This window comes from Streptomyces sp. NPDC094032 (assembly GCF_040303965.1).
GTDB lineage: Bacteria > Actinomycetota > Actinomycetes > Streptomycetales > Streptomycetaceae > Streptomyces.
Genome location: NZ_JBEOUE010000008.1, coordinates 223,330 through 248,273 on the forward strand (window position 1 = coordinate 223,330; position 24,944 = coordinate 248,273).

General features: G+C 73.3%; 22 protein-coding genes. 10 read left to right on the forward strand and 12 right to left on the reverse strand.

The features are described from left to right. Positions 1 to 74 precede the first annotated feature (74 nt). A complete protein-coding gene (locus tag ABTZ54_RS14820; RefSeq protein WP_351662168.1) occupies positions 75 to 1,031 on the forward strand; it encodes an ATP-binding cassette domain-containing protein in 957 nt (318 codons plus the stop codon). Further along, complete coding sequence (locus ABTZ54_RS14825) at positions 1,028 to 1,804, forward strand: ABC transporter permease (protein WP_351662171.1); 777 nt, start codon at positions 1,028 to 1,030, stop codon at positions 1,802 to 1,804. Before ABTZ54_RS14820 ends, ABTZ54_RS14825 begins: the two co-directional genes overlap by 4 nt. A gap of 180 nt (positions 1,805 to 1,984) precedes the next feature. Here the strand turns inward: ABTZ54_RS14825 and ABTZ54_RS14830 are convergent, their stop codons facing one another. Beyond that, complete coding sequence (locus ABTZ54_RS14830; protein ID WP_351662174.1) at positions 1,985 to 2,251, reverse strand: hypothetical protein; 267 nt, start codon at positions 2,249 to 2,251, stop codon at positions 1,985 to 1,987. A gap of 276 nt (positions 2,252 to 2,527) precedes the next feature. Here ABTZ54_RS14830 and ABTZ54_RS14835 point away from each other — a divergent pair, with 276 nt between their 5' ends. Next, positions 2,528 to 4,189: a serine/threonine-protein kinase gene (locus ABTZ54_RS14835; RefSeq protein WP_351662176.1), complete on the forward strand. Its 1,662-nt coding sequence runs from the start codon at positions 2,528 to 2,530 to the stop codon at positions 4,187 to 4,189. Here the strand turns inward: ABTZ54_RS14835 and ABTZ54_RS14840 are convergent. Then, positions 4,173 to 4,982 (reverse strand): SGNH/GDSL hydrolase family protein, encoded by an 810-nt coding sequence (locus ABTZ54_RS14840; protein ID WP_351662178.1) that lies wholly within the window; start codon positions 4,980 to 4,982, stop codon positions 4,173 to 4,175. The genes ABTZ54_RS14835 and ABTZ54_RS14840 overlap by 17 nt on opposite strands. 199 nt (positions 4,983 to 5,181) lie before the next feature. Here ABTZ54_RS14840 and ABTZ54_RS14845 point away from each other — a divergent pair, with 199 nt between their 5' ends. After that, positions 5,182 to 6,339 (forward strand): DUF5925 domain-containing protein, encoded by a 1,158-nt coding sequence (locus ABTZ54_RS14845; RefSeq protein WP_502997249.1) that lies wholly within the window; start codon positions 5,182 to 5,184, stop codon positions 6,337 to 6,339. Positions 6,340 to 6,459: 120 nt separating this feature from the next. On the opposite strand, the gene ABTZ54_RS14850 is transcribed toward ABTZ54_RS14845, so the two are convergent. After that, entirely contained in the window at positions 6,460 to 6,834 is a 375-nt protein-coding gene (locus ABTZ54_RS14850; protein ID WP_351662182.1) for a GntR family transcriptional regulator, read from the reverse strand. A gap of 74 nt (positions 6,835 to 6,908) precedes the next feature. Between ABTZ54_RS14850 and ABTZ54_RS14855 the strand changes: the two genes are divergently transcribed. Beyond that, on the forward strand, positions 6,909 to 7,838 hold the full coding sequence (locus tag ABTZ54_RS14855) for a GNAT family N-acetyltransferase (RefSeq protein WP_351662190.1): 930 nt from the start codon (positions 6,909 to 6,911) through the stop codon (positions 7,836 to 7,838). After that, entirely contained in the window at positions 7,819 to 8,313 is a 495-nt protein-coding gene (locus tag ABTZ54_RS14860) for a ribonuclease FAU-1 family protein (protein ID WP_351662193.1), read from the forward strand. Before ABTZ54_RS14855 ends, ABTZ54_RS14860 begins: the two co-directional genes overlap by 20 nt. Positions 8,314 to 8,336: 23 nt before the next feature. On the opposite strand, the gene ABTZ54_RS14865 is transcribed toward ABTZ54_RS14860, so the two are convergent. The 5 genes from ABTZ54_RS14865 to ABTZ54_RS14885 form a co-directional block, all read right to left on the reverse strand. Continuing rightward, positions 8,337 to 8,747, reverse strand: a complete 411-nt coding sequence (locus ABTZ54_RS14865) for a DUF6299 family protein (protein WP_351662196.1) — start codon at positions 8,745 to 8,747, stop codon at positions 8,337 to 8,339. A 91-nt stretch (positions 8,748 to 8,838) separates the two neighbouring features. Then, the gene (locus ABTZ54_RS14870) at positions 8,839 to 9,321 is read right to left on the reverse strand and encodes a GNAT family N-acetyltransferase (RefSeq protein ID WP_351662383.1); all 483 of its coding nucleotides are present in this window, start codon (positions 9,319 to 9,321) and stop codon (positions 8,839 to 8,841) included. A gap of 41 nt (positions 9,322 to 9,362) precedes the next feature. Continuing rightward, complete coding sequence (locus tag ABTZ54_RS14875) at positions 9,363 to 10,859, reverse strand: tripartite tricarboxylate transporter permease (protein ID WP_351662199.1); 1,497 nt, start codon at positions 10,857 to 10,859, stop codon at positions 9,363 to 9,365. Between the two features lie 3 nt (positions 10,860 to 10,862). Then, positions 10,863 to 11,402 (reverse strand): tripartite tricarboxylate transporter TctB family protein, encoded by a 540-nt coding sequence (locus tag ABTZ54_RS14880; RefSeq protein ID WP_351662242.1) that lies wholly within the window; start codon positions 11,400 to 11,402, stop codon positions 10,863 to 10,865. After that, on the reverse strand, positions 11,399 to 12,382 hold the full coding sequence (locus ABTZ54_RS14885; RefSeq protein ID WP_351662245.1) for a Bug family tripartite tricarboxylate transporter substrate binding protein: 984 nt from the start codon (positions 12,380 to 12,382) through the stop codon (positions 11,399 to 11,401). Before ABTZ54_RS14885 ends, ABTZ54_RS14880 begins: the two co-directional genes overlap by 4 nt. Before the next feature lie 146 nt (positions 12,383 to 12,528). Between ABTZ54_RS14885 and ABTZ54_RS14890 the strand changes: the two genes are divergently transcribed. Together ABTZ54_RS14890 and ABTZ54_RS14895 are read left to right on the forward strand one after the other, a co-directional pair. Then, positions 12,529 to 13,203, forward strand: a complete 675-nt coding sequence (locus ABTZ54_RS14890; protein ID WP_351662248.1) for a response regulator — start codon at positions 12,529 to 12,531, stop codon at positions 13,201 to 13,203. Between the two features lie 149 nt (positions 13,204 to 13,352). Continuing rightward, positions 13,353 to 14,327, forward strand: a complete 975-nt coding sequence (locus ABTZ54_RS14895; RefSeq protein WP_351662251.1) for a lytic polysaccharide monooxygenase auxiliary activity family 9 protein — start codon at positions 13,353 to 13,355, stop codon at positions 14,325 to 14,327. Here the strand turns inward: ABTZ54_RS14895 and ABTZ54_RS14900 are convergent. Together ABTZ54_RS14900 and ABTZ54_RS14905 are read right to left on the reverse strand one after the other, a co-directional pair. Next, positions 14,324 to 15,220, reverse strand: coding sequence for an esterase/lipase family protein (locus tag ABTZ54_RS14900; protein ID WP_351662254.1), 897 nt, complete (start codon positions 15,218 to 15,220; stop codon positions 14,324 to 14,326). The two genes, ABTZ54_RS14895 and ABTZ54_RS14900, sit on opposite strands and share 4 nt — an antisense overlap. 256 nt (positions 15,221 to 15,476) lie before the next feature. Further along, positions 15,477 to 16,043, reverse strand: a complete 567-nt coding sequence (locus ABTZ54_RS14905; RefSeq protein ID WP_351662257.1) for a hypothetical protein — start codon at positions 16,041 to 16,043, stop codon at positions 15,477 to 15,479. Positions 16,044 to 16,335: 292 nt separating this feature from the next. On the opposite strand from ABTZ54_RS14905, the gene ABTZ54_RS14910 reads away from it, so the two are divergent. Then, positions 16,336 to 17,943, forward strand: coding sequence for a phospholipase A2 (locus ABTZ54_RS14910; RefSeq protein WP_351662260.1), 1,608 nt, complete (start codon positions 16,336 to 16,338; stop codon positions 17,941 to 17,943). A gap of 90 nt (positions 17,944 to 18,033) precedes the next feature. After that, on the forward strand, positions 18,034 to 20,475 hold the full coding sequence (locus ABTZ54_RS14915) for a proprotein convertase P-domain-containing protein (protein WP_351662263.1): 2,442 nt from the start codon (positions 18,034 to 18,036) through the stop codon (positions 20,473 to 20,475). Between the two features lie 25 nt (positions 20,476 to 20,500). On the opposite strand, the gene ABTZ54_RS14920 is transcribed toward ABTZ54_RS14915, so the two are convergent. Both ABTZ54_RS14920 and ABTZ54_RS14925 read right to left on the reverse strand, forming a co-directional pair. Then, positions 20,501 to 21,460, reverse strand: coding sequence for a DNA polymerase Y family protein (locus tag ABTZ54_RS14920; protein ID WP_351662266.1), 960 nt, complete (start codon positions 21,458 to 21,460; stop codon positions 20,501 to 20,503). Further along, a complete protein-coding gene (locus ABTZ54_RS14925) occupies positions 21,457 to 24,909 on the reverse strand; it encodes a DNA polymerase III subunit alpha (RefSeq protein ID WP_351662269.1) in 3,453 nt (1,150 codons plus the stop codon). Before ABTZ54_RS14925 ends, ABTZ54_RS14920 begins: the two co-directional genes overlap by 4 nt. Between the last annotated feature and the right edge of the window lie 35 nt (positions 24,910 to 24,944).

Genomic DNA, 24,944 nt, shown 5'->3' on the forward strand with positions numbered 1-24,944 from the left:
GACATCGCGCGGACCCGCGCGGACCCGGCGGAGCCCTGTTACGTACAGCGTACGTAGTGCGCTATCGTCGCCGCATGACAACTACGTACGCTGTACTTAGTGAAGGTCTGCAGAAGCGGTACGGCGAGGTCCACGCCCTGCGCGGGCTCGACCTCGCCGTCCCCGAGGGCACCGTCTGCGGGGTCCTCGGCCCCAACGGCGCGGGCAAGACGACGGCTGTCCGGGTGCTCACCACGCTGACCGCCCCCGACGCGGGCAGCGCCCGGGTGGCCGGGTGCGACGTGGTCCGCGACCCCGCCGGGGTGCGCGAGCGCATCGCGGTCACCGGGCAGTACGCCTCCGTCGACGGCGACCTCACCGGCGCCGAGAACCTGCGCCTCTTCGCCCGGCTCCTGCGCGCCCCGCGCTCCCGCGCCGACGAGCTCCTGGAGCGGTTCGGGCTCGCCGAGGCCGCCGGGCGGCCCGCCCGCACCTACTCGGGCGGCATGCGGCGGCGCCTCGACCTGGCGGCGAGCCTGATCGTCCGGCCGCGTGTGCTCTTCCTGGACGAGCCGACCACCGGGCTCGACCCGCACAGCCGGGGCGAGATCTGGGACGCCGTACGGGGGCTGGCGTCCCAGGGCACGACCGTGCTGCTGACCACGCAGTACCTGGAGGAGGCCGACCAGCTCGCCGACGAGGTCGTCCTGGTCGACGGGGGCCTGGCCGCCCACCGCGGCACCCCGGCCGAACTCAAGGCGCTGATCGGCAGCTACGCCGAGGTCGTGGTCGCCCACCCCTCGGCCCTGGAGGCCGCCGCCGGGGTGCTCGACCGGCTCACCGGCTCCGTGCCGGTCCTGGATGCCGAGCGGAACGCCGTCGGGGCGGTCACCACGGACCGCACGCTCACCCTGCCCCGGATCGTGCGCGAGGCCGACGCCGCCGGGATCCACCTGGTCGACGCCTCGCTGCGCCCGCCCACCCTCGACGAGGTGTTCCTGCGCCTCACCGGCCGCGCGCCCCGCCCCGAGCCCCAGGAGGCCACCGCATGAGCTCCCTCGTCCACGACGGCACCGCGATCCTCGGCCGGCACCTCCAGCGGGTCCGGCACGCCCCGGCGCTCACGGTCATGACACAGACCATGCCGATCGTCTTCCTGCTGTTCTTCGGGTACGTGTTCGGCAGCGCGCTCGCCATGCCGGGCGCCGACTACCGGGCCTATCTGGTGCCGGGCCTGCTGGTGGCGACGGCGGCCAACGGCGTGATGAACGGCATGTTCCAGGCCGCCCAGGACACCCACCGGGGCGTGACGGACCGGCTGCGCACCCTGCCGATCAGCCGGGCCGCCGTGCCGCTCGGGCAGGCGCTCGCGGACCTGGTCACGACCGCGGCGGGCATGGTCCCGCTGCTCCTGGTCGGCCTCGCGATGGGCTGGCGGATCGAGGGCACGGCCCTGGAGGCGCTGGGCGCCGTGGGGCTGCTGCTGCTCTTCCGCTTCGCCACGACCTGGGTCGGCATCCTGCTCGGACTCGCCTCGCGCAGCGAGGAGGCGGCGGGACAGCTGGGCAGCGCCGCGTTCATGCTGCCGCTGCTGTCCAACGCGTACATCCCGACGGACGGGATGCCGGTCTTGCTGCGCACCGTCGCCGAGTGGAACCCCATCTCGGCCGTGACGACGGCGGTACGGGAGCTGTTCGGGAACGCGTCCGTGCCGGCGGACGCGGCCTGGCCGGTGGCGCACCCGGTGGCCGGGGCGCTGCTGTGGTCACTGGCGCTGCTCGCGCTCAGCGCGCCGGCGGCCGTCCGTCGCTACGCCCGCACCTGAGGCCCGACGGGCCGAGACCCGGCCCCGAACGACACCGACGCCGACGGAATGGAGCGCCGGACGGGCGGGGACACGTCCGGCGTGGCGTCGGGAACGAACGGTCGGAAGCGGACCGAAGGCCGGGCGGAACGGGCGGGAGCGATGCGTCGGGGTACGCGGGAGCCCGGTCCGGACGGCGTGTCAGCCGTGGTTGCCGAAGAGGGAACGGCGGAGTCGGCGCAGCGGGGCGAAGAGCGAGACCCGCGAGCTCCGGCTGCGGTGACCGTGCACCGGCACCTCACGCGCCGTCAGCTCCCGCATCAGCAGCGTCGCCTCGGCCGCTTCACGCTGGGGCACGGCGGGACCGCCGAGCACCGCGAGATGGCGGTCGAGCCGCGAGCTGGTCGCACTGCTCCCGCAGGTGATGGCAGGCACACGCGGCCTGCTGCGCATTGCTATCTGTTCCATGTCACTCCCCACCCGTACGAGGGCACCCGGCCCGGGCAGGTTAACCCTATCGCCCCGCTACGACACCCGTGTATTCCGGCCGCAGGATTCACCGCATGTGTACGGGGGTTGACGATCACTGTCCGAATCCGTCTGCTTCCAGGGTGAGTTGGACAGCGGTCGAACGCCTGTCGAACCGTCACGAACCATCCTGCACGCGGGGCCCCCACCAGCGTGTGTCCGACCGGGTGTGATCTCCGCCACCCGGAGCCGCCGCGGCTCGGCTACCGTGGAGGGATGACGGTGATCGCGGGTCGGTACCGGCTTCTCGACGTGCTCGGTGAGGGCGGGATGGGGACCGTCTGGCGCGCCAGGGACGAAGTCCTGGGGCGCGAGGTGGCGGTGAAGGAAGTGCGCGCCCCGGCCGGGCTGCCGGCCGAGGACCGGGAGCGGCTCTACGCCCGTCTGGAGCGCGAGGCGTGGGCCGCCGCGCGGGTCTCGCACCGGAGCGCGGTCACCGTGTACGACGTGGTCACCGAGGACGGGCGTCCCTGGATCGTGATGGAGCTGGTCCGCGGCCTCACCCTCGCAGAGACGCTGGAGGCCGAGGGCCCGCTGCCGACCCGGCGGGCCGCCCAGGTCGGCGCCGACGTGCTCGCCGCGCTGCGCGCCGCGCACGAGGCGGGGGTGCTGCACCGGGACGTCAAGCCGGCCAACGTGCTGCTCGCCAACGACGGCCGGGTGGTGCTCACCGACTTCGGCATCGCGGCCGTCGCGGGCACCTCCCCGCTCACCATGACCGGCGAGCTCGTCGGCTCCCCCGAATTCCTCGCGCCGGAACGCGCGATGGGGCGTACGCCGGGGCTCGCGGCGGACCTCTGGTCGCTCGGAGTCCTTCTGTACGCCGCCGTCGAGGGCGCCTCGCCGTTCCGGCGGGACACCGCGCTCGACACCCTGCGGGCGGTCGTGGACGAGGAGCCCGAACCGCCGGAGCACGCGGGACCGCTCGCCCCGGTGATCGAGGGGCTGCTGCGGAAGGACCCGGAGCGGCGGATGTCCGCGCGGGAGGCGGAGGAGCGGCTGCGCGCGATCGGCGCGGGCGGCGGGCCGGGCGCGGGAGCGACGCGGGCGGAGACGTACGGGCCTTTTCCGGCGCCGCTTCCCGGCGATTCCGGTGGCGGGGGCGGCGGCCTCGGGTCCGGCGGGCCCGGCGGGCCCCACGGACCGTCGGGTCCCGGGACCACCCCGATGCCCCTGCCCGGCGGGCCGGAGTCCGGCCCGGGGAACGGGGAACGGCGGCGCGGGCGTACGGCGCTGGTCGCGGGGATCGCCGCGCTGCTGCTCGTCGGCGGCGGTCTGGCGTACGCGCTGCTGCGGCACGAGCCGCCCACTCCCCCGCCCGCCCCCACGGGCACGACGGGCTCGACGAGCGCGGCGGTCACGGAGGCGCCGACAACGGCGACCACGGCGATCGAGCCGAGCAGCACGCCGCCCACCACTGCGCCGACGACCTCCGCGAGCCCGTCGGCGGCCACGGTGGCGGTCTCCGTACGGGCGGAGCGGGCGCGTTACCAGGGTGCCTGCCCGCCGCCGCAGGAGCAGGCGCCCGCCTTCACCGCGACGTTCACGGTGGGCGGGGCGCCCGCCTCGGTGTCGTACCGCTGGATCACGGAGAGCGGCGAGGGTCAGGACACCGAGTGGCGGACGCTGGAGTTCCCCGCGGGCGGCCCTTCCGAGCGGCAGGTGAACCGGATCCAGGCGGTGTACCGGCCGGACGGGACGCTGGAGGACCGGATCCGGGTGGAGGTGCGCGCGCCGGTCGTCGCGCGGTCGGAGCTGGTCGCCTTCTCGGTGACGTGCGAGGGGGTGACCCCGACGGGCGGGGCCACCACTTCCACGGGTGCGCCGGCCACGAGTTCGGCCGGCGCGCCCGCGCCGGGTGCTACACCGCGCCGTTGAAGCTGGGCAGGTAGCCGCCGGACTGGCCCGCGGCGGTCGGGTGGTACGACTCGCCGATGTTGAGCCAGTTCACGCTGTGCAGCCAGGCCGTGCCGGAGGCGCAGATCTCGTGGCCGGTGAAGGCGGGGACGACGCTCGCGTAGGCGAAGCCGTGGTTGGCGGCTCTCTTGGCGGTGGCCGCGTTGAGGTAGTCCGACGCGTCGTTGATGGCGCGCCGCTCGTTCTCGCTCAGGCCGGCCACGCAGGTGCCGCTGAGCTGGTAGAAGCGCGGGTAGCCGAGCACCACGACACGGGCGTTGGGCGCCTTGTTGCGGATCGCCGTGTACACCGAGTCGAGGTTTCCGGGCAGCGTGGAGTCGACATAGGCCTTGGCCTGATTCACGCGGTTGATACAGGTCGCCTCGGACTGGAGGACGCAGGTGGTCATGACGTCCGCGAAACCGGCGTCGTTGCCTCCGATCGTGAGAGAGACCAGGTCGGTGGCGGTGGAGAGCGGTCCCAGCTGATTGGCCGTGACATCACCCGTTCGGGCGCCCGAGCAAGCGGTGAACGCGAAGGACGAGGGGGCGTTCGCGTTCTTCCAGAGGACCGGGTAGGCCTTCGTGGAGCGCTTGCAGTCGCCGCTCGCGCTGTCGTAGCTGCCGGAGCCGACGCCCGAGGAGTACGAGTCGCCGAGCGCCACGTAGTCGACTGCGGCGGTCTCCGCGGCCTGCGCGGCTCCCGCCCCGGTGAGGGCGAGGACGGCACCGAGCAGGAGCGAGGAAGAGAAAGCCGTAAAACGGGACAGTTTCATGGGACCTCCTGTAGCAGGATCTCTGCGTTACCAGGTAGTAGCAGTGGATCGGGCGCGCTGGAAGTGTTCATGCCAAAACTCGTGGCCGATTACCCCCGAGTTACTTTCAGAAACCAGCAAGATCAAGCCACCTGACGACGCCTCATGAGATGGCCCCTGCGGACCCGCGGAACGTCCCGTTCAAAACCCCGTGCGCGGAATGCCCGGTTGCCGGATCATGGGCGCCATGTCTGCCAACGAAGGCCAGGGCGTGGCGGGGGAACCGGCCGGGACGCCCCCCGAAGGGGCGCTGCCGATCCGGCTGAACGTCGACGACAGCGACTCGCCGTCGGACGTCGTCGACGCGCTCTTCCTCGGCCGCTTCGCGACCGGGGAACAGCCGCACGCCCTGAGCACCACCCTGGACCGGGTGAAGCCCGACGCCACCCTGCTGCCCGGCGGCGCGAGGCTGCTGCGCGCCGCCAAGGACGACGACCGCAGCGCGCTGCTCGCCGAGGGCGAGGGCTGGACCCTGCTCGTCTCCCGCTGGAACCGGGGCGCGGACGTCACGGTCACCGCGACCGACTCCTCGCTCGCCGAGCGGGTGCTCAAGGAGGCGACGGACGGCGCCAAGGACGAGCCCGAACCGCAGCCCGAGAACGTGACCATGGGCTTCTGGTACGTGTCGCCCCGGCGCGGCCCGCACCGGACCACGCGGCAGATCGGCGCGGGCACGTGGGAGGAGATCCGGCCCAACTACACGGCGCCGGTGGCCGGGGCGATGGACCGGCTGATGGCCGTCACCCCCGAGGACATCACCGGCCGGCTGCTGCTGCTCCACGGACCGCCCGGCACGGGCAAGACCTCCGCCCTGCGGACCCTCGCGCGGTCCTGGCGCGACTGGTGCCAGGTCGACTGCGTGCTCGATCCGGAGCGCCTGTTCAGCGACGTCGGCTATCTGATGGACATCGCGATCGGCGAGGACGAGGGCACCGCGAAGGGGCGCTGGCGGCTGCTGCTCCTGGAGGACTGCGACGAGCTGATCCGCGGCGAGGCCAAGCACACGGCGGGCCAGGCCCTGTCCCGGCTGCTCAATCTGACGGACGGCCTGCTCGGCCAGGGCCGCAACGTCCTCGTCGGCGTCACCACCAACGAGGACCTGGAGCGCCTCCACCCCGCCGTGGTCCGCCCCGGCCGCTGCCTGGCCCGGATCGAGGTCGGCCCGCTGACCCGCGCCGAGTCGGTGGCCTGGCTGGGCCGCGAGGAGGGCGTCGGGCGGGAGGGCTCGACCCTGGCGGAGCTGTACGCGCTCCGGCGCGGGACCTCGGCACTGGGCATGCCGGAGCAGCGGGGGGCCGACGCGGGGCTGTATCTGTAGCGGGGGCCGTACCCGTGCCCTTGGCGAGGGCTCGGCACCCGTGCCCGTACCCCTGGCGACGGCGCGGTCCCCTGCCCGTACCCCTAGCGAGGGCGCGGCCCCGCCCCCGCCCGTAACCGCTCAGTCGTCGTACGTCGCGCGGATCGCCTCGGCCACCGCCGCCTTCGCTCCCTCCCTCGTCAGCCCCAGGCGGAGTGCCTCCGTCGCGTAGGCCGCCGCCGCCGTGGCGGCGAGGCGGGAGGCCGCGTCCGAGGCGGCGGCGATGAAGGTGCCGTTGCGGCCTCGGGTCTCGATCACGCCGTCCGCCTCCAGGGCCTTGTACGCCTTGGCGACCGTGTTCGCCGCGAGCCCGAGGTCCTCCGCGAGGCCCCGCACGGTCGGGAGCTTGTAGCCGACGGGCAGCTCCCCCGAGCGGGCGCTCTCCGAGATCTGGGCGCGGAGTTGTTCGTACGGGGCGGCGGTGGAGTGCTGGTCCACGCTGATTCGAAGCGTCACCCGCCCGATTGTGCACCCGGCCGACGGGAAAATGGGAGGCGGCCGGACGCGGGCGCCGCATAGCGTGCGGCAGCATGACTGTGATCGTCCGCGATGTACGGCCCGGGCTCCCCGAGGACGCCGAGGGCTTCGCCCGGGTCCGGCGCGCCGCCCTGCCCTTCATGCTCGCCACCGGCCCGCAGGTGGCCTTCGACTGGGCGCACGCCCATCCCGACGCCCGCCGCCGGCCGCTGGTCGCCGAGGCCGACGGGGAGATCGTGGGCACCGCGGAGGTGTCCCTCGCCCATGAGTCGCCCGAGCCCGGCATCGGCGATGTCAACGTCTTCGTCCACCCCGCGCACCGGGGGCGCGGGGCCGGCGCGCTGCTGCTGCGGGCCGCCGAGGAGCACCTGGCCGAGGTGGGGGCGACCACCCTCTACAGCTGGGTCCTGGACGAGCCCGCGAACCGCGCCTTCGCCGGGCGGCACGGGTACACGGCCAGCCGCTCCGCCTACTTCCTGCGCCTCGACCTGGCCGCCGCGGAACTGCCGCCGCTCCAGGAGGCCCCCGCCGGTGTCGAGCTGCGTCCGGCGGCCGCCTTCGCCGCCGATCCGCGCCCGCTGTTCGAGCTGGACGCGCTGACCACGGCCGACGAGCCGGGTGATGTGAGCGCCGAACTGACCGACTACGCGCACTGGCTGGAGTCCACCTGGAACCACCCGCTGCTCGACCGGGAGCTCACCACGGTGGCGCTGGTCGACGGGCGTCCGGCGGCGTTCACCGCGGCCAGGACGGACGGGCTCGGCCGCTACGGGTCGGGGATGACGGGCACGGCGCCGGAGTTCCGGGGCCGGGGGCTCGCCAAGCTGGTGAAGAACCACTCGCTGCACCGCGCGCGGGCGGCGGGCTGCACGGAGGCCTTCACCGGCAACGACACCGGGAACGGGCCGATGCTGGCCATCAACGAGTGGTTCGGGTACGAGGTCGCCGCGAAGGAGTTCCGTCATGTCCGCACGCTGGGTTGAGATCGCCCTGGTGAAGGCGGGGCGGACCAAGATCCGCTACCCGGCCGAGCTGCTGGCCGACGACGGGGTCCGGCTGACCGTCCGGGCGCCCTGGGCCGCCGAGGGCGTACGGGACTTCGGCTTCGTACGCTTCGAGCCGGGCGACGCCTTCACCGAGCACTACTGGCGGGACCGCTGGTACGCGGTGAAGGAGGTGCGGTCCGGCGCGGGCACGCTCAAGGGCTGGTACTGCGATGTGACCCGCCCGGCCGTGGTGGCCGCCGACGGGTCCGGGCTCGTGGTCGAGGACCTGGACCTGGACCTGTGGGTGTCGGCGGACGGCGCCGAGGTACTGCGGCTCGACGAGGACGAGTTCGCGGCGAGCGGCCTGACCACGACCGACCCGGAGGCAGCCGTACGGGCCGAGCGCGCCCTCGACGAGCTGGACGCGCTGGGCCGCGACGGGCTGGTGGAGCTGCTGGCCGGGCGGGGCTAGGACCGCCCGCCCCGCCCCCCGCCCTAGACCAGCGTGATGTCCTGGTCCTGTTCCACCAGGAACTCCGGCAGTGGCAGGCCCAGTTCGTCCTCGGAGGTGAGCTGCATCAGGGTGGCTTCGACCCGGGCCTTGCCGGGGCGGTAGGTGGGGTCCTTCACTACGGCGCTGTTGGTCCATGGGTGGAGCCGGCCGTCGCAGACGGCCTGGGTGCCGCCGATTCCGGCGGAGTGCTCGCCCTGGACGAGGGTGGAGCTGACGAAGACGGGGCCCGCGCTGTCGTCGGCGCAGCGGTAGGCGCCGGAGAGGGTGACGCTGCCGTCGGCGGCGATCGTGCCCTGTGGGTCGACGGTGACGGCGTCGGCGGGTCCGGCGTGGGCGGTGGTGGCGGTGAGGGCGAGCAGGGCGCCGGCGGCGACGGCTAGGCGAGCGCGCATGGGTGGGGGTCCCTTCGGGGGCGTGGGGCATGGGGTGGGGGATGAAGCTGCCGCCAAGGGATATCGGATCACGCCACCTGCTGGCTGAAACTCACCCCATCGGGGGCGAGTTGTGCGTCGGGTCGACGCTCACCGACTTTCGGTAGTGAATACGGTCGTACGGTCCGTCAAGACGCCGTTCGACGACCTCGTAGCCGTACCGCTCGTACAGCTTCTGGTTCTCCCACATCATCGCGTTGGTGAGCAGCCGCACCTCGGGCAGGCCGAGGGCGCGCGCCCGGTCCTCGACCCAGCCCATCAGGACGCGGCCGAGGCCGGTGCCCTGCGCGTCGGGGTGGACGGCGATCGTGTCGAGGTAGAGGTGGTCCGGCTCCGGGACCACGACGACCAGACCGGTCACGGGCGCGCCCGCGACGAAGACGCGCCCCGCCGCCACGTCCGCCGCGTGGTCCGCCCGCATCGGGGCCGGTACGAGACCGATCCGCTCGATGTAGTGGTGGAAGGCCGCGTCGATCACGGCCTTCACGGCGGGCACGTCGGTGGGGGTGGCGGGGCGGGGCGCGTCCTGCGTCATTCGGTCACGCGTCTTACGGTCATGCGTCACACGGTCATGCGTCATGCCGCCACAGTACGGCGGCGGTTGATCAGCTTCCGCACCAGCGGCCAGGCCAGCAGGAGCAGCACCACCGCGTACACAGTCACCGAGAACGGGGTGTTGACCAGGCCGGTGAGGGAGCCGTCGCTGATCTGGAGGGCGCGGCGCAGCTGCTGTTCGGCGGCCGGGCCGAGGATGACCCCGATCACGGCGGGCAGGACGGGCAGTCCGTAGCGCCGCATGCCGAAGCCGATGAGGCCGATGACCAGCAGGATCACCAGGTCGAGGGCCTCGCCGCCGACCGCGTACGCGCCGACGGCGGCGAAGAACAGGATGCCGGCGTAGAGGTACGGGCGGGGGATGCGCAGCAGCTTGGCCCAGACCGGCGCGAGCGGCAGGTTGAGCGCGAGGAGCAGCACCATGCCGACGAAGAGCGAGGCGATCAGGCCCCAGACCAGCTCGGGTTCGCGCTCGAAGAGGAGCGGCCCGGGCTGGATCCCGTACTGCTGGAAGGCGGCGAGCATCACGGCGGCGACGGCGGTCGTCGGCAGGCCCAGGGTGAGCATGGAGACGAGGGTGCCGGCGGCGGAGGCGGAGGCGGCGGACTCGGGGCCCGCGACGCCCTCGATGGCGCCCTTGCCGAACTCGTGCTTGTGCTTCGAGAGGCGCTTCTCCGTCACGTACGACAGGAAGGTCGGGATCTCGGCGCCGCCGGCCGGGATCGCGCCGAACGGGAAGCCGATGAACGGGCCGCGCAGCCACGCCTTCCAGGTGCGCTTCACGTCGTCGCGGCCGAGCCAGGGGCGGCCGACCGGGATCGGCTTGCCCGTGCTGCGGCGCAGGTGGGCGGCGACCCACAGGGCCTCGCCGATGGCGAAGAGGCCGACCGCGACGATGACGACGTCGATGCCGTCGGCGAGCTGGAGCGAGCCGAAGGTGAGGCGCTGCTGGCCGGTCATCTGGTCGAGGCCGACCAGGCCGAGGGTGAGGCCGATGAGCAGCGAGGCGAGGCCGCGGATGCGGGAGGAGCCGAGGACGGAGGTCACCGCGATGAAGGCGAGGACCATGATGGCGAAGTAGTCGGGGGCGCCGATGTCGACGGCGAGGGCGGCGACGGTCGGGGCGAGGAGGACCAGCAGGATGGTGCCGGTCATGCCGCCGGCGAAGTGGCCGATGGCGGCCGCCGCGAGGGCCTGCGCGCCGCGGCCGGACTTGGCCATCGGGTTGCCTTCGATGGCGGCGACGACGGCCGCGCTCTCGCCGGGGGTGTTGAGCAGGATGGAGGTGGTGGAGCCGCCGAACATGGCGCCGTAGTAGATGCCGGCGAACATGATGAACGCGCCGGTGGGCTCCAGGCCGTACGTCACGGGGAGCAGCAGGGCGACGGCCATGGCGGGGCCGATGCCGGGCAGCACGCCGATGGCGGTGCCGAGGAGGACGCCGATGGCGGCCCAGAGGAGGTTGACGGGGGTCAGCGCGGTGCCGAAGCCGTCGATCAGGGAGTTCAGAGAGTCCATGGGTCAGAGCACCCCCATCAGCGGGCCGCCGGGGAGCGGGACGCCGAGCAGCTTGTCGAAGACGACGTAGGTGAACAGGGAGAGGCCGGCGGCGATCAGCGGGTCGCGGTGCAGATGGCGGCTGCCGAGGGCGTAGGCCGCGCCCCAGAAGAGCAGGGCGCCGGCGACGGGGAAGCCGGCCGGGCCGATGAGGACGGCGAAGCCGAGGAAGACGCCGGCGAGGAGGAGGACGGTGCGCCAGTCGCTGGGCTCGGACAGGTCGACGTCCTCGCCGCCCTCGGCCTCGCCGCGGCCGCCGCGCAGGACGTCGACGGCGAGGAGGGCGGCGATGACGAGCAGCCCGCCGCCGACGACGAAGGGGACGGTGCGGGGGCCGACGGGGCCGCGCTGGCCGATGTCGACGGGCATGGTGAGGGCGTCGGTGAGGACGAGGACGCCGAGGAGCAGCAGGATGAGGCTGACGCCGAGTTCGGAGTGCTCGCGCAGCCAGGAGGGGCGCTTGGCGGTGCCGGTGCCGGGGTCGGCGGGGGTCGCGGTGGTCACAGTCCCAGCTCCTTCAGTACGGAGGCGACGCGGCGGTCCTGTTCGGTGAGGAAGGTGCCGAACTTGTCACCGGGCAGGAAGGCGTCGTTCCAGCCGTGGGTCTTCAGGGACTCGCGCCACTGCGGGGACTCGTGCAGCTTGGTGACGAGGACGACCAGCTTGTCGCGTTCGGCGTCGGAGAGGCCGGGCGGGGCGACGATCCCGCGCCAGTTGATGAACTCGGTGTCGAGCCCGGCCTCGCGGAGGGTCGGCGCGTCGAGTCCGGGGACCCGCTCGGCGCCGGTGACGGCGAGCAGGCGCAGTTCGCCGGCCTTGATCTGGTCGAGGTACTCGCCGACGCCGGAGACGCCGAAGGCGACCTTCTCGCCGAGGATGGAGGCGAGGAGCTCGCCGCCGCCGTCGAAGGGGATGTAGTTGACGTCCTTCGGCGCGATGCCGGCGGCCTGCGCCATCAGCATGGGCGCGAGGTGGTCGGGGCCGCCGGGCGAGGAGCCGCCGCCGACGGGCAGCTTGCCGGGGTCCTTCTTCCAGGCGGTGAGCAGGTCCTGGATGGTCTTGTACGGGGAGTCCTTGCCGACCACGACGATGTCCTGCTCCATGGTGAGCCGGGCGATCGGGGTGGTGTCGGCGAGGGTCCTCGGGGTCTTGTTGGTGTGGACGGCTCCGACGACGCCGAGGCCCATGGACATGGCGAGACGGCCGTTGCCGCGTTCGCCGACGAGCCGGGTGAGGCCGACGGTGCCGCCCGCGCCGGGCAGGTTGAAGACCTCGATGTCGGTGGTGAGTCCGGCCTCCTCGGCGTTCTTGGCCGCGGTGCGGGCGGTGATGTCGTAGCCGCCGCCCGGCGTGTTCGGGACCATGAAACGCAGGCCGGGTATCTGTGTGCCGTTGTCGGAGCCGCTGCCGGTGGTGAGCAGCGGCGGTCCCACGAGCACGAGCAGCGCCGCCCCGAAAAGGGCGAGGGGAGTGCTGAGCCGCACGTGAGCCGCCTCTCGATAGGTAGGGGGTCTGGGGGTGGTTTCGGGGGTGTGAGGTGGCCCACATGTTGCCTGCGCGTTAAGAAGCTGTCTCGCTTCCGCAACCAACGGACGTTGTGGTCCTTGTGGTCGCGCCCTACGTTGTCGGCGTGACGAAGGTGCTGGTGGTCGACGACGACTTCATGGTGGCCAAGCTGCACTGCCGCTATGTGTCGGCGGTGCCGGGCTTCTCCGTCGTGGGCGTGGCCCACGGCGGGGCCGAGGCGCTGCGCGCGGCGCACGCGCTGCGGCCGGATCTGCTGCTGCTCGACATCTTCCTGCCGGACATGGACGGGATCGCGGTGCTGCGCGAGCTGCGGGCGGCGGGGATGGCGACGGACGCGCTGTTCATCACGGCCGCGCGGGACGTGGACACGATCCGGGCGGCGCTGCGCGCGGGGGCCCTGCACTACCTGATCAAGCCGTTCAACCAGGCCGCCCTCCAGGAGCAGTTGCGCCATGTGGCGTCGCTGCGCAGCCGCCTCGACGAGCTGTCGGCCGCGGAGGCCCGCCAGGAGGACGTGGACCAGATCTTCGGCACCCGCCCGCGCGGCTCCCGCGAGCTCCCCAAGGGCCTGGCCGCCCACACCGCGGAGCTGGTCGACACGATCCTGCGGGCCCACCCGCAGGGCCTGTCCGCCACGGAGTGCGCCGAGGCCGGCTCCCTCTCCCGCGTCAGCGCCCGCCGCTACCTGGAGTACTTCGCGGAGACCGGCCGCGCCGAGATCACCCTCCGCTACGGGGGCACGGGGCGGCCGGAGCGGCGGTACCGGCGGCTGGGGTGACTCCCCTGCCTGTGGCCCCGCTTAGAAGCCCCTTAACACGACCATAAGGATCGCTCCCCGGCCGCTCGAAGCCCCGGATCGCCCGTTCCCGAGGGCTAGTTTGCTGGGCAACCCCCCACGCCCCACCCTCGTGAAGGAGTTGTCCCCCCATGACCTCTCTCCGTACGGCCGTCGCCCCGGCCGTCACCGCGTCCGCCGTTCTGGTGCTGGCCGGGCTCGGTGCCGCGCCCGCCTTCGCGCACGGGTCGATGACCGATCCGGTGAGCCGGGTCGCGGCCTGTTACGCGGAGGGGCCCGAGAGTCCGAAGTCGGCGGCGTGCAAGGCGGCGGTGGCGGCCGGTGGGCCGCAGGCGCTGTACGACTGGAACGGGGTGAACATCGGGGACGCGGGCGGGCGGAGCCGGCAGATCATTCCGGACGGGAAGCTGTGCAGCGCCGGCAACGCGAAGTACCGGGGGCTCGACCTCGCGCGGGCGGACTGGCCGGCGAGCCGGATGACGTCGGGCGAGCACACGTTCCGGTACAAGGGAACCGCCCCGCACAAGGGGTCGTTCGCGCTGTACGTGACGAAGGACGGGTACGACCCGGGCAAGCCGCTGAAGTGGTCCGACCTGGAGGCCAAGCCGTTCGCCACGGTGACGAATCCGGGGATGAGCAAGGGTGACTACGTGTTCAAGGGCACGGTGCCGAAGAAGTCCGGGCGGCATCTGATCTACTCGATCTGGCAGCGGTCCGATTCCGCCGAGGCGTTCTACACCTGCTCGGACGTCGTCTTCGGGGCGGACAGCACGGCGCCGGGGACGCCGGAGGCGTCGGAGACGCCCGCGCCGACCGCCGCCGCTCCGAGTGACGCGCCCTCCGCGGGCGGGCATTCCGGGCATGGCGGGGAGGGTGCGTCCCAGGCGCCCGACTCCCCTGCGCCCGACTCGCCCGCGCCCGCTACCTCCGCCGTCGGGTCCGGGACCGGGAGCGACTCCGGGACCGCGTCCGGCTCCGGCCCCGTCGAGCTGGCCGAGACCGGCAGCGACGCCTCCACCACGTACCTCGCGGTGGGCGGCGTCGCCGTCGTGGGGGTCGGGGCGGTCGCGCTGTTCGCGACGGCCCGGCGGCGGGCGGCTCGTTAGCCGATCGCGGAGAGGCAGGTGGTCGGGGTCGCGTGGGCCGGGTCGAGGGCGTTGTTCACCTCGTGCATGACGACCCGGTCCACCGTCCCGATCGCCACGTGCTCCGACAGGTCGAGGGCGCACAGGTCCTGGAGCACGATGTTGCTGACGTCCGGCCCGTCGAGGAAGCCGGAGCGGTACGGGGTGACGACCTCGTCGTACCGGGTGGCGATGACCGTGTACCGCACGCCGGGCACGGTGTCGCCGCCCGCGTTCAGCCTGGTCAGGAGCGCGGAGCCGGCGATCTGGTCGGCGAGGCCCGGGGTCGACGCGGACAGCAGGTCCTCGGCGCCCGGGAAGTACGGCAGCAGCTTGGTGAGGCCGTCGAGCGTCGTGCCGTGGTTGTCCGGGGCGATGCCGACGAGCGCGTTGACCTTCTGCGCGCCGCCGAGGAACTTCAGGTAGTAGCGGGGCATCATGCCGCCCTGCGAGTGCCCGACCAGGTCGGCCTTCGGGGCGCCGGTGGCGGCGAGCACCCGGTCGACGTACGCGCCGAGCTGTTCGGCGGACTTGTCGACGGGGCCGAGGCCGTGGAAGAGCGGCACGCCGGGCAGTTGCCCGTAGTCGAGCGAGAAGACGCAGTACCCGCGGTCGACCAGGTACGGCGCCAGGCCGAGCCAGTTGTCGACGGCGTTGCCGAAGGTGCCGTGGACGAGGACGACCGGGCGGGGGTGCGCGGCGGAGGGCTTGCAGGAGAAGTCGTTCCAGCCCCGGCTGGGGGCCGTGCCGGCCTGCGCGGCGGCGGTGGGGGCGAGGGTGGCGGCGGCGGTCAGCAGGAGCACGGCCAGCGTTCTGACGGCGTGCTTCCAGGGGGGCCGGGGGATCCGGGGGATCCGGGAGGTCCGGGGCAGCATCGGGCGATCTCCTTGCGGCTCAAGGGAAGGGGGATGCGTCTACGCCCTGCGGTCCGGACCACAAGTGGGGATGCGTTCCCGTCAAGCTACGCACCGGTAGCCTCGACTGGGAAGTTACGCGTCAGTAAAAACTGACGCGTCATCATCGGATGCAAAGGCTCACGACACGAGCATCCATCTGCCGGATTATCCGCATAGATACCGAAATTGAGCGGCTTCAGGTGTGATGTCGATCACATCCGAAGCCTCTCCGGCCTCAGCTCTTCACGTTCGTAACCGGCTCCTCGGGCGACAGAGCGAAGGGCTCGATCGCGCTCTTTCCGGCCGTCGCGCTGCCCTTCAGCACCAACCGGCCGCCCATGAAACGCAGGTCCAGCAGGAACCGGGTCGACCCGCCCTCGCGGGCCAGCCGGTGGATGCGCCCTTCGGGGTAGCCGAGCCGGTTCAGCACCGCTCTGACCTGGGCGGGAGTGGGGTCGGCGAGCGCGTCGAGCTCCTTGCCGACGCGTGCCGCGTGCAGGCGCGCCCCGCACTTCTCCGCCTCGTCCAGCTCCGCCTTCGACGCCCCGGGCGCGCCGCCGTCGACGGGCGGAGGGGTCGGCTCCACGGGCAGCGGCCCCGTCGGACGGGTGCGCGGCGCCTCCCCCTCGCCCGGCTCCGAGGATCCGGCCGGATCGCCCGGCGCGCACGGCGCCTCGACGGTGGCCAGCATCCGCGCGAAGGCCGTCTCCGCGTCCGGGGCGGGAGGCGTCGCGCGGGGCGTGCCGGACGCCGTTCCGGAACCTGCCGGCCGCGCCGCGCCACAGGCCGCGAGCGCCAGCACCGCAAGGGCCGTGAGGGCGGCGGCCGTTGCGCGGCGGAATGCGAAGGGGAGGGCAACAGGCGGGCCCGAAGGGCGAGTTGTCTTCACGGGGCCAGTCTCGGGACCGGTCCCGGAGCTACGCATGAGTACCCGTACTCAGTTCAACAAGGCTTCGGTAAAAGGATGGTTGAGGCTTCTTCACGCACGTAAAGAACGGAGCTCGCGACTCCACCTCTTACCCCGTTGTGAGCCCATGATCGGCCGACCTAGGGTGCGCTCTCGTTGATCGTTCAAATCTATCGAGGGTGGACCCTTGCGAAGATTAACGCTCCCCGCCGTAGCCGCACTCTCCATGGCGCTGCTGCTCCCGCAGCAGACCGCGACGGCCGACACGATCGCACAGCCCCAGGCCACCGGGGGCATCCAGCCGATCGGCCCCGGCCTGTACTACGACGACATCCGCTCCTTCCAGATCGCCGAGACCGACGCCGTGGCCGGCTCCGTCGGGCGCCGGCACAGCGTCACCGTCCAGGCGGACGGCGTCGCCCGGCCGGAGAGCGCCGCCGACTCCCGTAACGACCTCGGGGTGTTCGGCCCGAGCTGGGAGGCCGAGTTCCTCGGCGGCACCACCAACCGCAAGCTGCAGCAGCAGGGCGACGCCGTCGTGGTCACCGACCTCGGCGTGAACGAGGCCACGCGCTACGCCTTCACCGACAACGTCTCCTTCCCGGACGGCGGCGGCATCTCCAAGTACGCCGCGGCCGACGGCTCCAGGCTCACCGAGACCACCCGCTGGGACGACCTGGCCGGGGACATGGTCACCACCATCGTGGAGACCCTCGGGGTGGACCTGGCGGCGACCGAGTCCGGTGACGACCGCGCCGTGGACGCCAACGGCAACGCGCTCTCCGCCGCCGACCTCAAGCCCACGTACACCTGGAAGCAGGCCGCGCCCGGCTCCGACACCTGGCGGGTGACCGGCGTCGGCAACAAGGCGAGCGGCACCTCCTCCGTCGGCTACGACGCGCAGGGCCGGGTCTCCTCCATCGTCGAGCCGGCCTCGGCCGAGGAGCCCGAGCAGCACATCGCCGTCTCCTACGCCTCCGCCACCACGGCGGCCGGCGCGGGCCTCGGCGACTACGCGGGCCGCGTCAAGGAGATCACCGTCACCTCCGGCGCCACCGTGCAGACGGTGGCGAGCTACACCTACGACGGCTCCGGTCTGCTGCGCGAGGTCACCAACCCGGTCGAGAGCAGCTCGGCGGACAAGACCTACGCCTACGACTCCACCGGCCGCGTCTCGGCGGTCTCCTCCGCCACCAGCGGCTCCTGGGACCTGAGCTTCCCGGCCGGGTCGGCCGCCCCGGACGTCGAGTCCACCGGTCCGGCGCGTCCCGCGCAGGCCTCCACCCTCGAAGGCGCGGCGGGCATCAACGACCCGAACGCCATCGGGCCTCCGGCGAGCGACATCACCGGTGAGCTCGGCGGCGCGAGCGCGTACCCCTGGTACTGCAGCACCGCGACGTCCTGGATGTGGTACACCAGCAGCGGCTGCGCCGCGTGGGTGGCCCACTACGGCTGGCGCTACCCGCAATGGAAGCAACTGCCCAGCGGCTACTGGGTCGTCGGCATCAACCACGACCACTGCACCCAGTCGCCTGACCGCCCCTCGGGCTACGACTTCCGGACCGCCTGCGACATGCACGACTACGGCTACGGCCTGATCGGCAACACGTACAAGGGCTACCGCTACTACCTCGACCGCAGCAAGAAGTCGGCCGTGGACGACGTCTTCTACACCACGCTGCGCGACTACACCTGCTCCGCCTACCGGTGGAAGAGCGTGTGCCGGGGCATCGCCTGGACCTACCGCAAGGGCGTCAACAACGGCAATCCGAAGAACGGCGCCAACGCCACGTAAGGCGGGGCCACTTCCGGCATCCCGAACGCGAGGGGCCGGACGGCGGACCGCTCCGCCGTCCGGCCCCTTCTTCTTCCCGTATGGAGAACGATGAGACTCCGCATACCCGCCACGGTCGCCACGGCCGTGCTGGCCCTGGCGCTCGGCGCCCTGCCCGCGCAGACCGCGCTGGCCGCCCCCCTGGAGGACCCCGACCCGGTCGGCACCGTCGACCCGGTCGACCCCGCCCTGTACGCCGAGGTGACCGGCGGCAAGGAGGTGCGGGTCAACGTCGTCACCGCCTCCCGCGCCGATCTGGCCTCCACCGCGAGCGCGGGCGAGACCCTGCACACCTTCAGCCAGGTCCCGGTGAAGACCCTGCGCGTGGACGCGGCCGGCCTGGACACGCTGTCCGGCATACCGGGGGTCGTCAGCGTCACCGAGGACGTCCCCGTGCCGCCCTCCCTGAACGAGACGACCACGCTGATCGGCGCCGACAAGACCACCGTGTCCGGCTGGGACGGCTCCGGCAGCGCCATCGCCGTCCTGGACACCGGCGTCGCCCAGAACCACCCGTTCCTCGGCGGCCGGGTCACCCAGCAGGCCTGCTTCTCCACCACCGACGCCACCTCCGGCGCCACCTCGCTGTGCCCCAACGGCACCGACGAGCAGGAGGGCCCGGGCAGCGCCGACAGCGAGAGCGGCCCCTGCGCCACCCTGGGCGCGGCCTGCTCGCACGGCACCCATGTCGCCGGCATCGCCGCGGGCAACGGCAAGGACCTCACCGGGGCGCCCCGGCAGGGTGTCGCGCCCGGCGCCGAGATCTACGCGATCCAGGTGTTCTCCAAGTTCACCAGCGCCGAGTACTGCGGCGCCCAGGCGCCCTGCGTGCTGAGCTTCACCAGCGACCAGCTCGCGGGCCTGGAGAAGGTGTACGCCCTCAAGCAGGCCGGCAAGCCGGTCATCGCCGCCAACATGAGCCTGGGCGGCGGCCGTTACACCAGCGCGTGCACGACCGACGCGCGCAAGGCCATCATCGACAACCTGTTCAACGCGGGTGTGGCGACGGTCGTCGCGGCCGGCAACAACGCCTACACCAACGCCGTCAACTCCCCCGGCTGCGTGCCCAACGCGGTGACCGTCGGCGCCACCACCGACGCCGACCAGCTCGCCGCCTACACCAACCGCGGCCCGCTGGTGGACCTCTTCGCCCCCGGCCACGGCGTGGTCTCCTCCGTCCCGGGCAACGCGTACGCCACGAAGAACGGCTCGTCGATGGCCACCCCGCATGTCGCGGGCGCCCTCGCCGTGCTGCGCAAGGCGGCCCCGCAGGCGCCGCTCGGCACGCTGATCCAGGCGCTGGCGAGCACCGGCAAGGCCGTCACGTACACCGAGGGCACCACCCCGCGGATCCAGCTGGACCAGGCCGTCGCCCTGGTGCGGGCCGACGCGCTGCCGGAGCCGGCCGCGAAGCCGCGCCCGTCGACGGTCACCGACACCCGGGACTACCTCATCCCGGGCCGGGGCAGCGGCTCGGTCACCACGGTGCCGCTCACCACCACGCTGCCGGGCAACGCGCCCGCCGACCTCCAGGTGGAGTACTCCGTCGACGGCGTCGGCTTCAACAACCTGACCGTCGACCTGATCGCCCCCGACGGCAAGTCGTACCGCCTGGAGACCTCGGCCACGCCCCGGGCCCTCAGCGAGGAGCTGAGCTCCCCCATGGTGGCCGGTCCGATCGGCTCGCTGCGCATGATCGACGCCAGCGCCTCGCCCGCCGCCGGTCAGTGGAAGCTGCGCGTGGAGAACGGTTACGGCACCTGGGAGGGCACCATGCTCTTCTGGACGCTGCACTTCCCGGCCGCCTCCTCCGCACCGGGCACGGCCGCCGTCCCCGACCTGGGCAGCGTCGACTCCACCGCCACCGTGTCCGGCTTCGGCGGCAACGCCTCGACCGCGACCCAGGTGTACGTCGACCTGGACCACCAGCGCCGGGAGGACCTGGAGCTCAGCCTGGTCTCCCCCGGCGGCAAGTCCTACACGCTGGCGCCGGCCGGCTCCCTCTGGGGCAGCGGCTCCACCGACTACATCTACTCGGTGGACGCGAGCGACTCCCCGGCGGACGGCACCTGGACGCTGCGGACGCGGGACGCCGTGACCGGCAACACCGGCACGCTCAAGCACTGGTCGGTCGGCTTCCTCTCGTACGAGAACCAGACGCCCGCCGCGATCCCGGCCACCGGCACCGTCGAGTCGGCCAGTGAGCTGGAGGACGGCTGGTCGCTCGGGCTGCCCGGGAACGCGCCGGGCGCCGTGCGCGTCTACGTGGACCTCACCCACCAGCGGGTCGGCGACCTCAAGCTGGACCTGGTCGCGCCCGACGGGGCCGTGTACCCGCTGAAGTCGGCGGGCGGCCAGCCCGGTGGCAACCTGCGGCAGATCTTCACCGTCCACCCCGGCGCCTCGCCCGTCGAGGGCATCTGGAAGCTGCGGATCGACGACGCCACCGCGGGCAACTCCGGCACCCTGAACAACTGGAGCCTCGTCTTCTGAAGCCTGTGAAGTCCTGAGGGGCTTCTCAGGCCGCGAGCGAGCCGGGCAGCACCGCGCGCGGGCCGTACCTGGCCCGCGCCCGGTCCGCCACCGCCTCGATCCGGCGGGCCTTGTCGTCCGCCGGATCGAAGGTCAGCTGGCGCGCGGCCGCCTCGGCGGGACCCAGGCCCTCGGCGCGCAGGGCGATGCCCCGTACCCGGGCGCGCTGGAGGCCGAAGGAGGCGTGGACCGCGTACGCGAGGGCGGTGAGCGCCGCCGAGTGCGCGGTCGGTTCGCGCAGGGTGCGGGTCCTGGCGGACGTGCTGCGGTCGGCGTACCGCACGGTGACCGTCAGGGAGCGGCAGACCTGGCCCTCCGTCCGCATCCGGGCGCCCAGCTCCTCGGTGAGCGAGAGGAGCGCCCTGCGGTGCTCGGCGGGGGCCAGTTCGTCGTGCGGGAAGGCGCGTTCGGCGGCGAGCGAGCGGGAGAGCTCGCCGGGGACGACGGGGGTGCGGTCGATGCCCCGGGCCCGTTCCCACAGGTCGCGGCCGGTCTTCGCGCCGACGAGCCGCTGGAGCACGGCGAGCGGCGCGTCGGCGACCCGGCCGACCGAGTCGAGGCCGTAGCCGCAGAGGGTACGGGCGGTGGCGCGGCCGACGCCGTCGAGCGCGACGACCGGGCGGTCCCGCAGGAAGTCCGCCGGGTCCTCGACGACGAGGGTGACGCCGGGCCGGGCCTCGCGGGCGGCCATCCGGGCCAGCATCGGGTTGGGCCCGGCGCCGATGACGCAGTCCACCCCGTACAGGGCGAGCGCCCTGACCCGGATCACGGAGGCGAGTTCGGCCGGGCTCCAGCCGAAGTAGCGCGCCGCGCCGCGCACGTCGGCGAGCGCCTCGCCGGGCGGGGCCGCCTCGACGACCGGGGTGAACTCCGTGAGCAGGTCGACGAGTCGGGGCAGCAGCACCTCTCCCGTGGGATCGAGACGGAACCGTACGCAGAGGATCATCCGGCGCTCCCCGGGCTGCTGTGCCACAGTTTCCGCGCCGGTGTCGCGGCGCCCTCCCCGGCGGGCCGGAGGTCGGCCCAGGGGTTCATCTCGTAGCCGGTGGACATCGTGATGCGGCGGCCGGTGTCCTCGGCGGTGCCGTCGGGGGCGGGCTCGCGCGGCTGCTCGGACAGGCGCTCCCCGACCGCCGGCAGGCCGCCGCTCGCCCGTAGTTCGGCCAGTTCGGCGAGGTTCCAGGCGGCGGAGCCGACCACGCTGAGGCTGCGCGGGCCGCGGCGCTGCACCACGCCCCGGACGAGCAGCAGCCAGGAGTGGAAGACGGTGTGGGCGCAGCGTTCGTGGGAGTCGTCGAAGAAGGCGAGGTCGACCAGGCCGGTGCCGTCGTCGAGGGTGCTGAAGATGACCCGTTTGCCGGAGCGGATCGGCGGGGTCTGGGTGGCCGCCTTGGCGCCGGCGACCAGGACGGTCTGGCCGTGCGGGGCCGAGCGCAGCCGCTGGGCGGAGACGACGCCGAGTTCGCGCAGGAAGGTCCGGTGGTCGTCCATGAGGTGGCGGGAGGCGTCCATGCCGAGGATGCCGAGTTCGGCGCTGAGGCGTTCGGACGCGTCGAGGTCGGGCAGGCCGACGGGGGCGGTCCTGTTGCCCTGGGCGAGCGGGAGCTGTCCGCCGTAGGAGGCGGTGCCGCGCTGGAGGCGGTGGAGTTCGGTCAGGTGCAGGAGCAGGTCGCGGCGGTTGGCGCCGAAGGCGTCGAGCGCGCCGACCTGGGCGAGGCGTTCGGCGACGGGTTTGCGCGGGCGGGCCCGCTCCCAGAAGTCGAGCAGGGAGGCATAGGGGCGGCCGCTCTCTATTCGGGCGCCCTCGGCCTCGCTGATGCCGTGGACGTCGGCGAGGCCGAGCCGGAGGCCCCACACCACCGGCTCCTCGGACACCAGTTCGATACGGTGGGCGACCGCGGACCGGTTCACGTCCAGCGGCAGCACGGGCACCCCGCGCCGCCGGGCGTCCGCGAGCAGCAGCCGCTTCGGGTACATGCCGGGGTCGTGGGTGAGCAGCCCGGCGTAGAAGGCGGCCGGGTGGTGGGCCTTGAGCCAGGCCGACTGGTAGGTCGGCACGGCGAAGGCCACCGCGTGCGCCTTGCAGAAGCCGTACGAGCCGAAGGCCTCGACGATCTCCCAGGTGCGGGCGACCACCTCGGGGGCGTACCCCCGGTGTCCGGCCCGCTCGGCGAACCAGATCCTGATCCGCCCCTGCGACTCGGGGTGCGAGAGCCCGCGGCGCACCTGGTCGGCCTCGTCGCGGCCGCAGCCGGTCATGATGCTCACGATCTCGATGATCTGCTCGTGGAAGACGACGACGCCGTGGGTCTCCTTCAGCGTCCCCTCCAGGTCGGGGTGCGGGTAGCGGACGGGCGCGCGGCCGTGCCGGGCCTCGATGAAGGGGCGGACCATGTCGGCGGCGACCGGGCCCGGCCGGAAGAGCGAGATGTCGACGACGAGGTCGTGGAAGGTCTCCGGCTGGAGCCGGCCCACCAGGTCGCGCTGGCCGGGCGACTCGATCTGGAAGCAGCCCAGGGTCTCGGTGGAGCGGATCAGCCGGTACGTGTCGGGGTCGCCGGGCGGGACGGTGTCGAGGTCCGGGCGGGTGCCGGTGGCGCGCCCGATCTCGGCGACGGCGTGCGCCATGGCGGACTGCATCCGCACCCCGAGGACGTCGAGTTTGAGCAGGCCGAGGTCCTCGACGTCCTCCTTGTCGAACTGGGCCATCGGGAACCCCTCGCCGCTGGTGGGCGTCACGGGGGTACGGGTGAGCAGCGAGGCGTCCGAGAGGAGTACTCCGCAGGGGTGCATGGCGATGCCCCGGGGCAGCGCGTCGAGCGCCTCGACGAGCTCCCAGAAGCGCTTGCGCCCCTGGAGTTCGGCCTTGAGCTCGCGCAGCTCGGGCAGTTCCTCCAGGGCGGCGCGGGCGTCCCGGGCGCGGATGTGCGGGAAGGCCTTGGCGATCCGGTCGATGTCGGCCGGGTCCATGGACAGGGCGGCGCCGACGTCCCGTACGGCGTGGCGGACCCGGTAGGTCTCGGGCATGGCGACGGTGGCGACCCGTTCGGCGCCGAAGCGGCCGAGGATCGCCCGGTAGACCTCCAGGCGGCGGGCGGACTCCACGTCGATGTCGATGTCGGGCAGGGCGGTGCGGCGTTTGGAAAGGAAGCGCTCCATCAGCAGGCCGTGCTCGACCGGGTCGGCGTGGGCGATGCCGAGGAGATGGTTGACGAGGGAGCCGGCGCCGGAGCCCCGGGCGGCCACCCGGATGCCCATCCCCCGTACGTCGTCGACGACCTGAGCAACCGTCAGGAAGTACGTGGCGAAGCCGTGGTGGGCGATGACGTCCAGCTCCCGGTGCATCCGCTCCCAGTACCCGGGCCGCTTCTCGTACCCCTTCAGGACCATGCCGGCGGCGGCCCGGGAGGCGAGCACGCGCTGGGCGGTGCGGTGGGCGGCGCCGACCAGGCGCGGCTCGGGGAAGTGGGCGGAGCCCATGCCGAGGTCGTCCTCGGGGTCGACCAGACAGGCGGCGGCGACGTCCGCGGTGTGCTCCAGGAGCCGGTGGGCGGCCTCGCGGCGGAAGCCCGCGGCCTCGACGGTGCGCTCGGCGGCGGCCAGCATGGCGCCGGCGTCCTTGAGCCAGGCCTCGCCGCTGTCGAGCCCGGCGCCCCGGGGGTCGACGGGGACGAGCCGGCGAGCGGAGTCGAGGACGTCGGCGACGGGGCCCTGGCCGGGGTCGGCGTAGCGCACCTCGTTGCCGAGCACGGGCCGGACGCCCTGCTCGGCGGCGAAGCCGAGGGTACGGGCGGCGAGCCGCAGCGAGCCGGGCCCGGTGCCGGGGCGCCCGTGCGGGACGACCTCCAGGCACAGGGCGTCCCCGTACCGCTCCCGCCAGGGCGCGAGCAGCCGGGCGGCCCGGTCGGGGCGGCCGGCGGCGAGGGCGCGCCCGACCTCGGAGGCGGGCCCGAGCAGCACGAAGAGCCCGTCCTCGCGCAGGGCGGCGGCGGGCAGCAGGGGGCGCTCCCCTCCCCCGGCGTGGGCGGCGGTGACCATGGCGCAGAGGGCGGCCCAGCCGGTGCGGGAGCGGGCGAGGAAGAGGGCGCGGGGCGCGGACTCGTCGACGAAGGCGCCGCCCCGGACGGGCACCCTGCGGGCGGCTCCCCGGTCGGCGGGGGCGGGCTCGCGGGGGTCGGGGGCCTCGTGGGCGAGGTCCACGCCGAACAGGGGACGGATGCCCTCCTTCTCGCACGCCTTGGCGAAGCGGACGGTGCCGGAGAGGGTGTCGCGGTCGGTCAGGGCGAGGGCGTCCATGCCCCGCTCCGCGGCCCGTTCGGCCAGGCGGGCGGGGTGGGAGGCGCCGTAGCGCAGGGAGAAGCCCGACGCGGTGTGCAGATGCGTGAACCCCGGCATGCGCCACACCTCCGCATCGAATTCGTACGTACGTT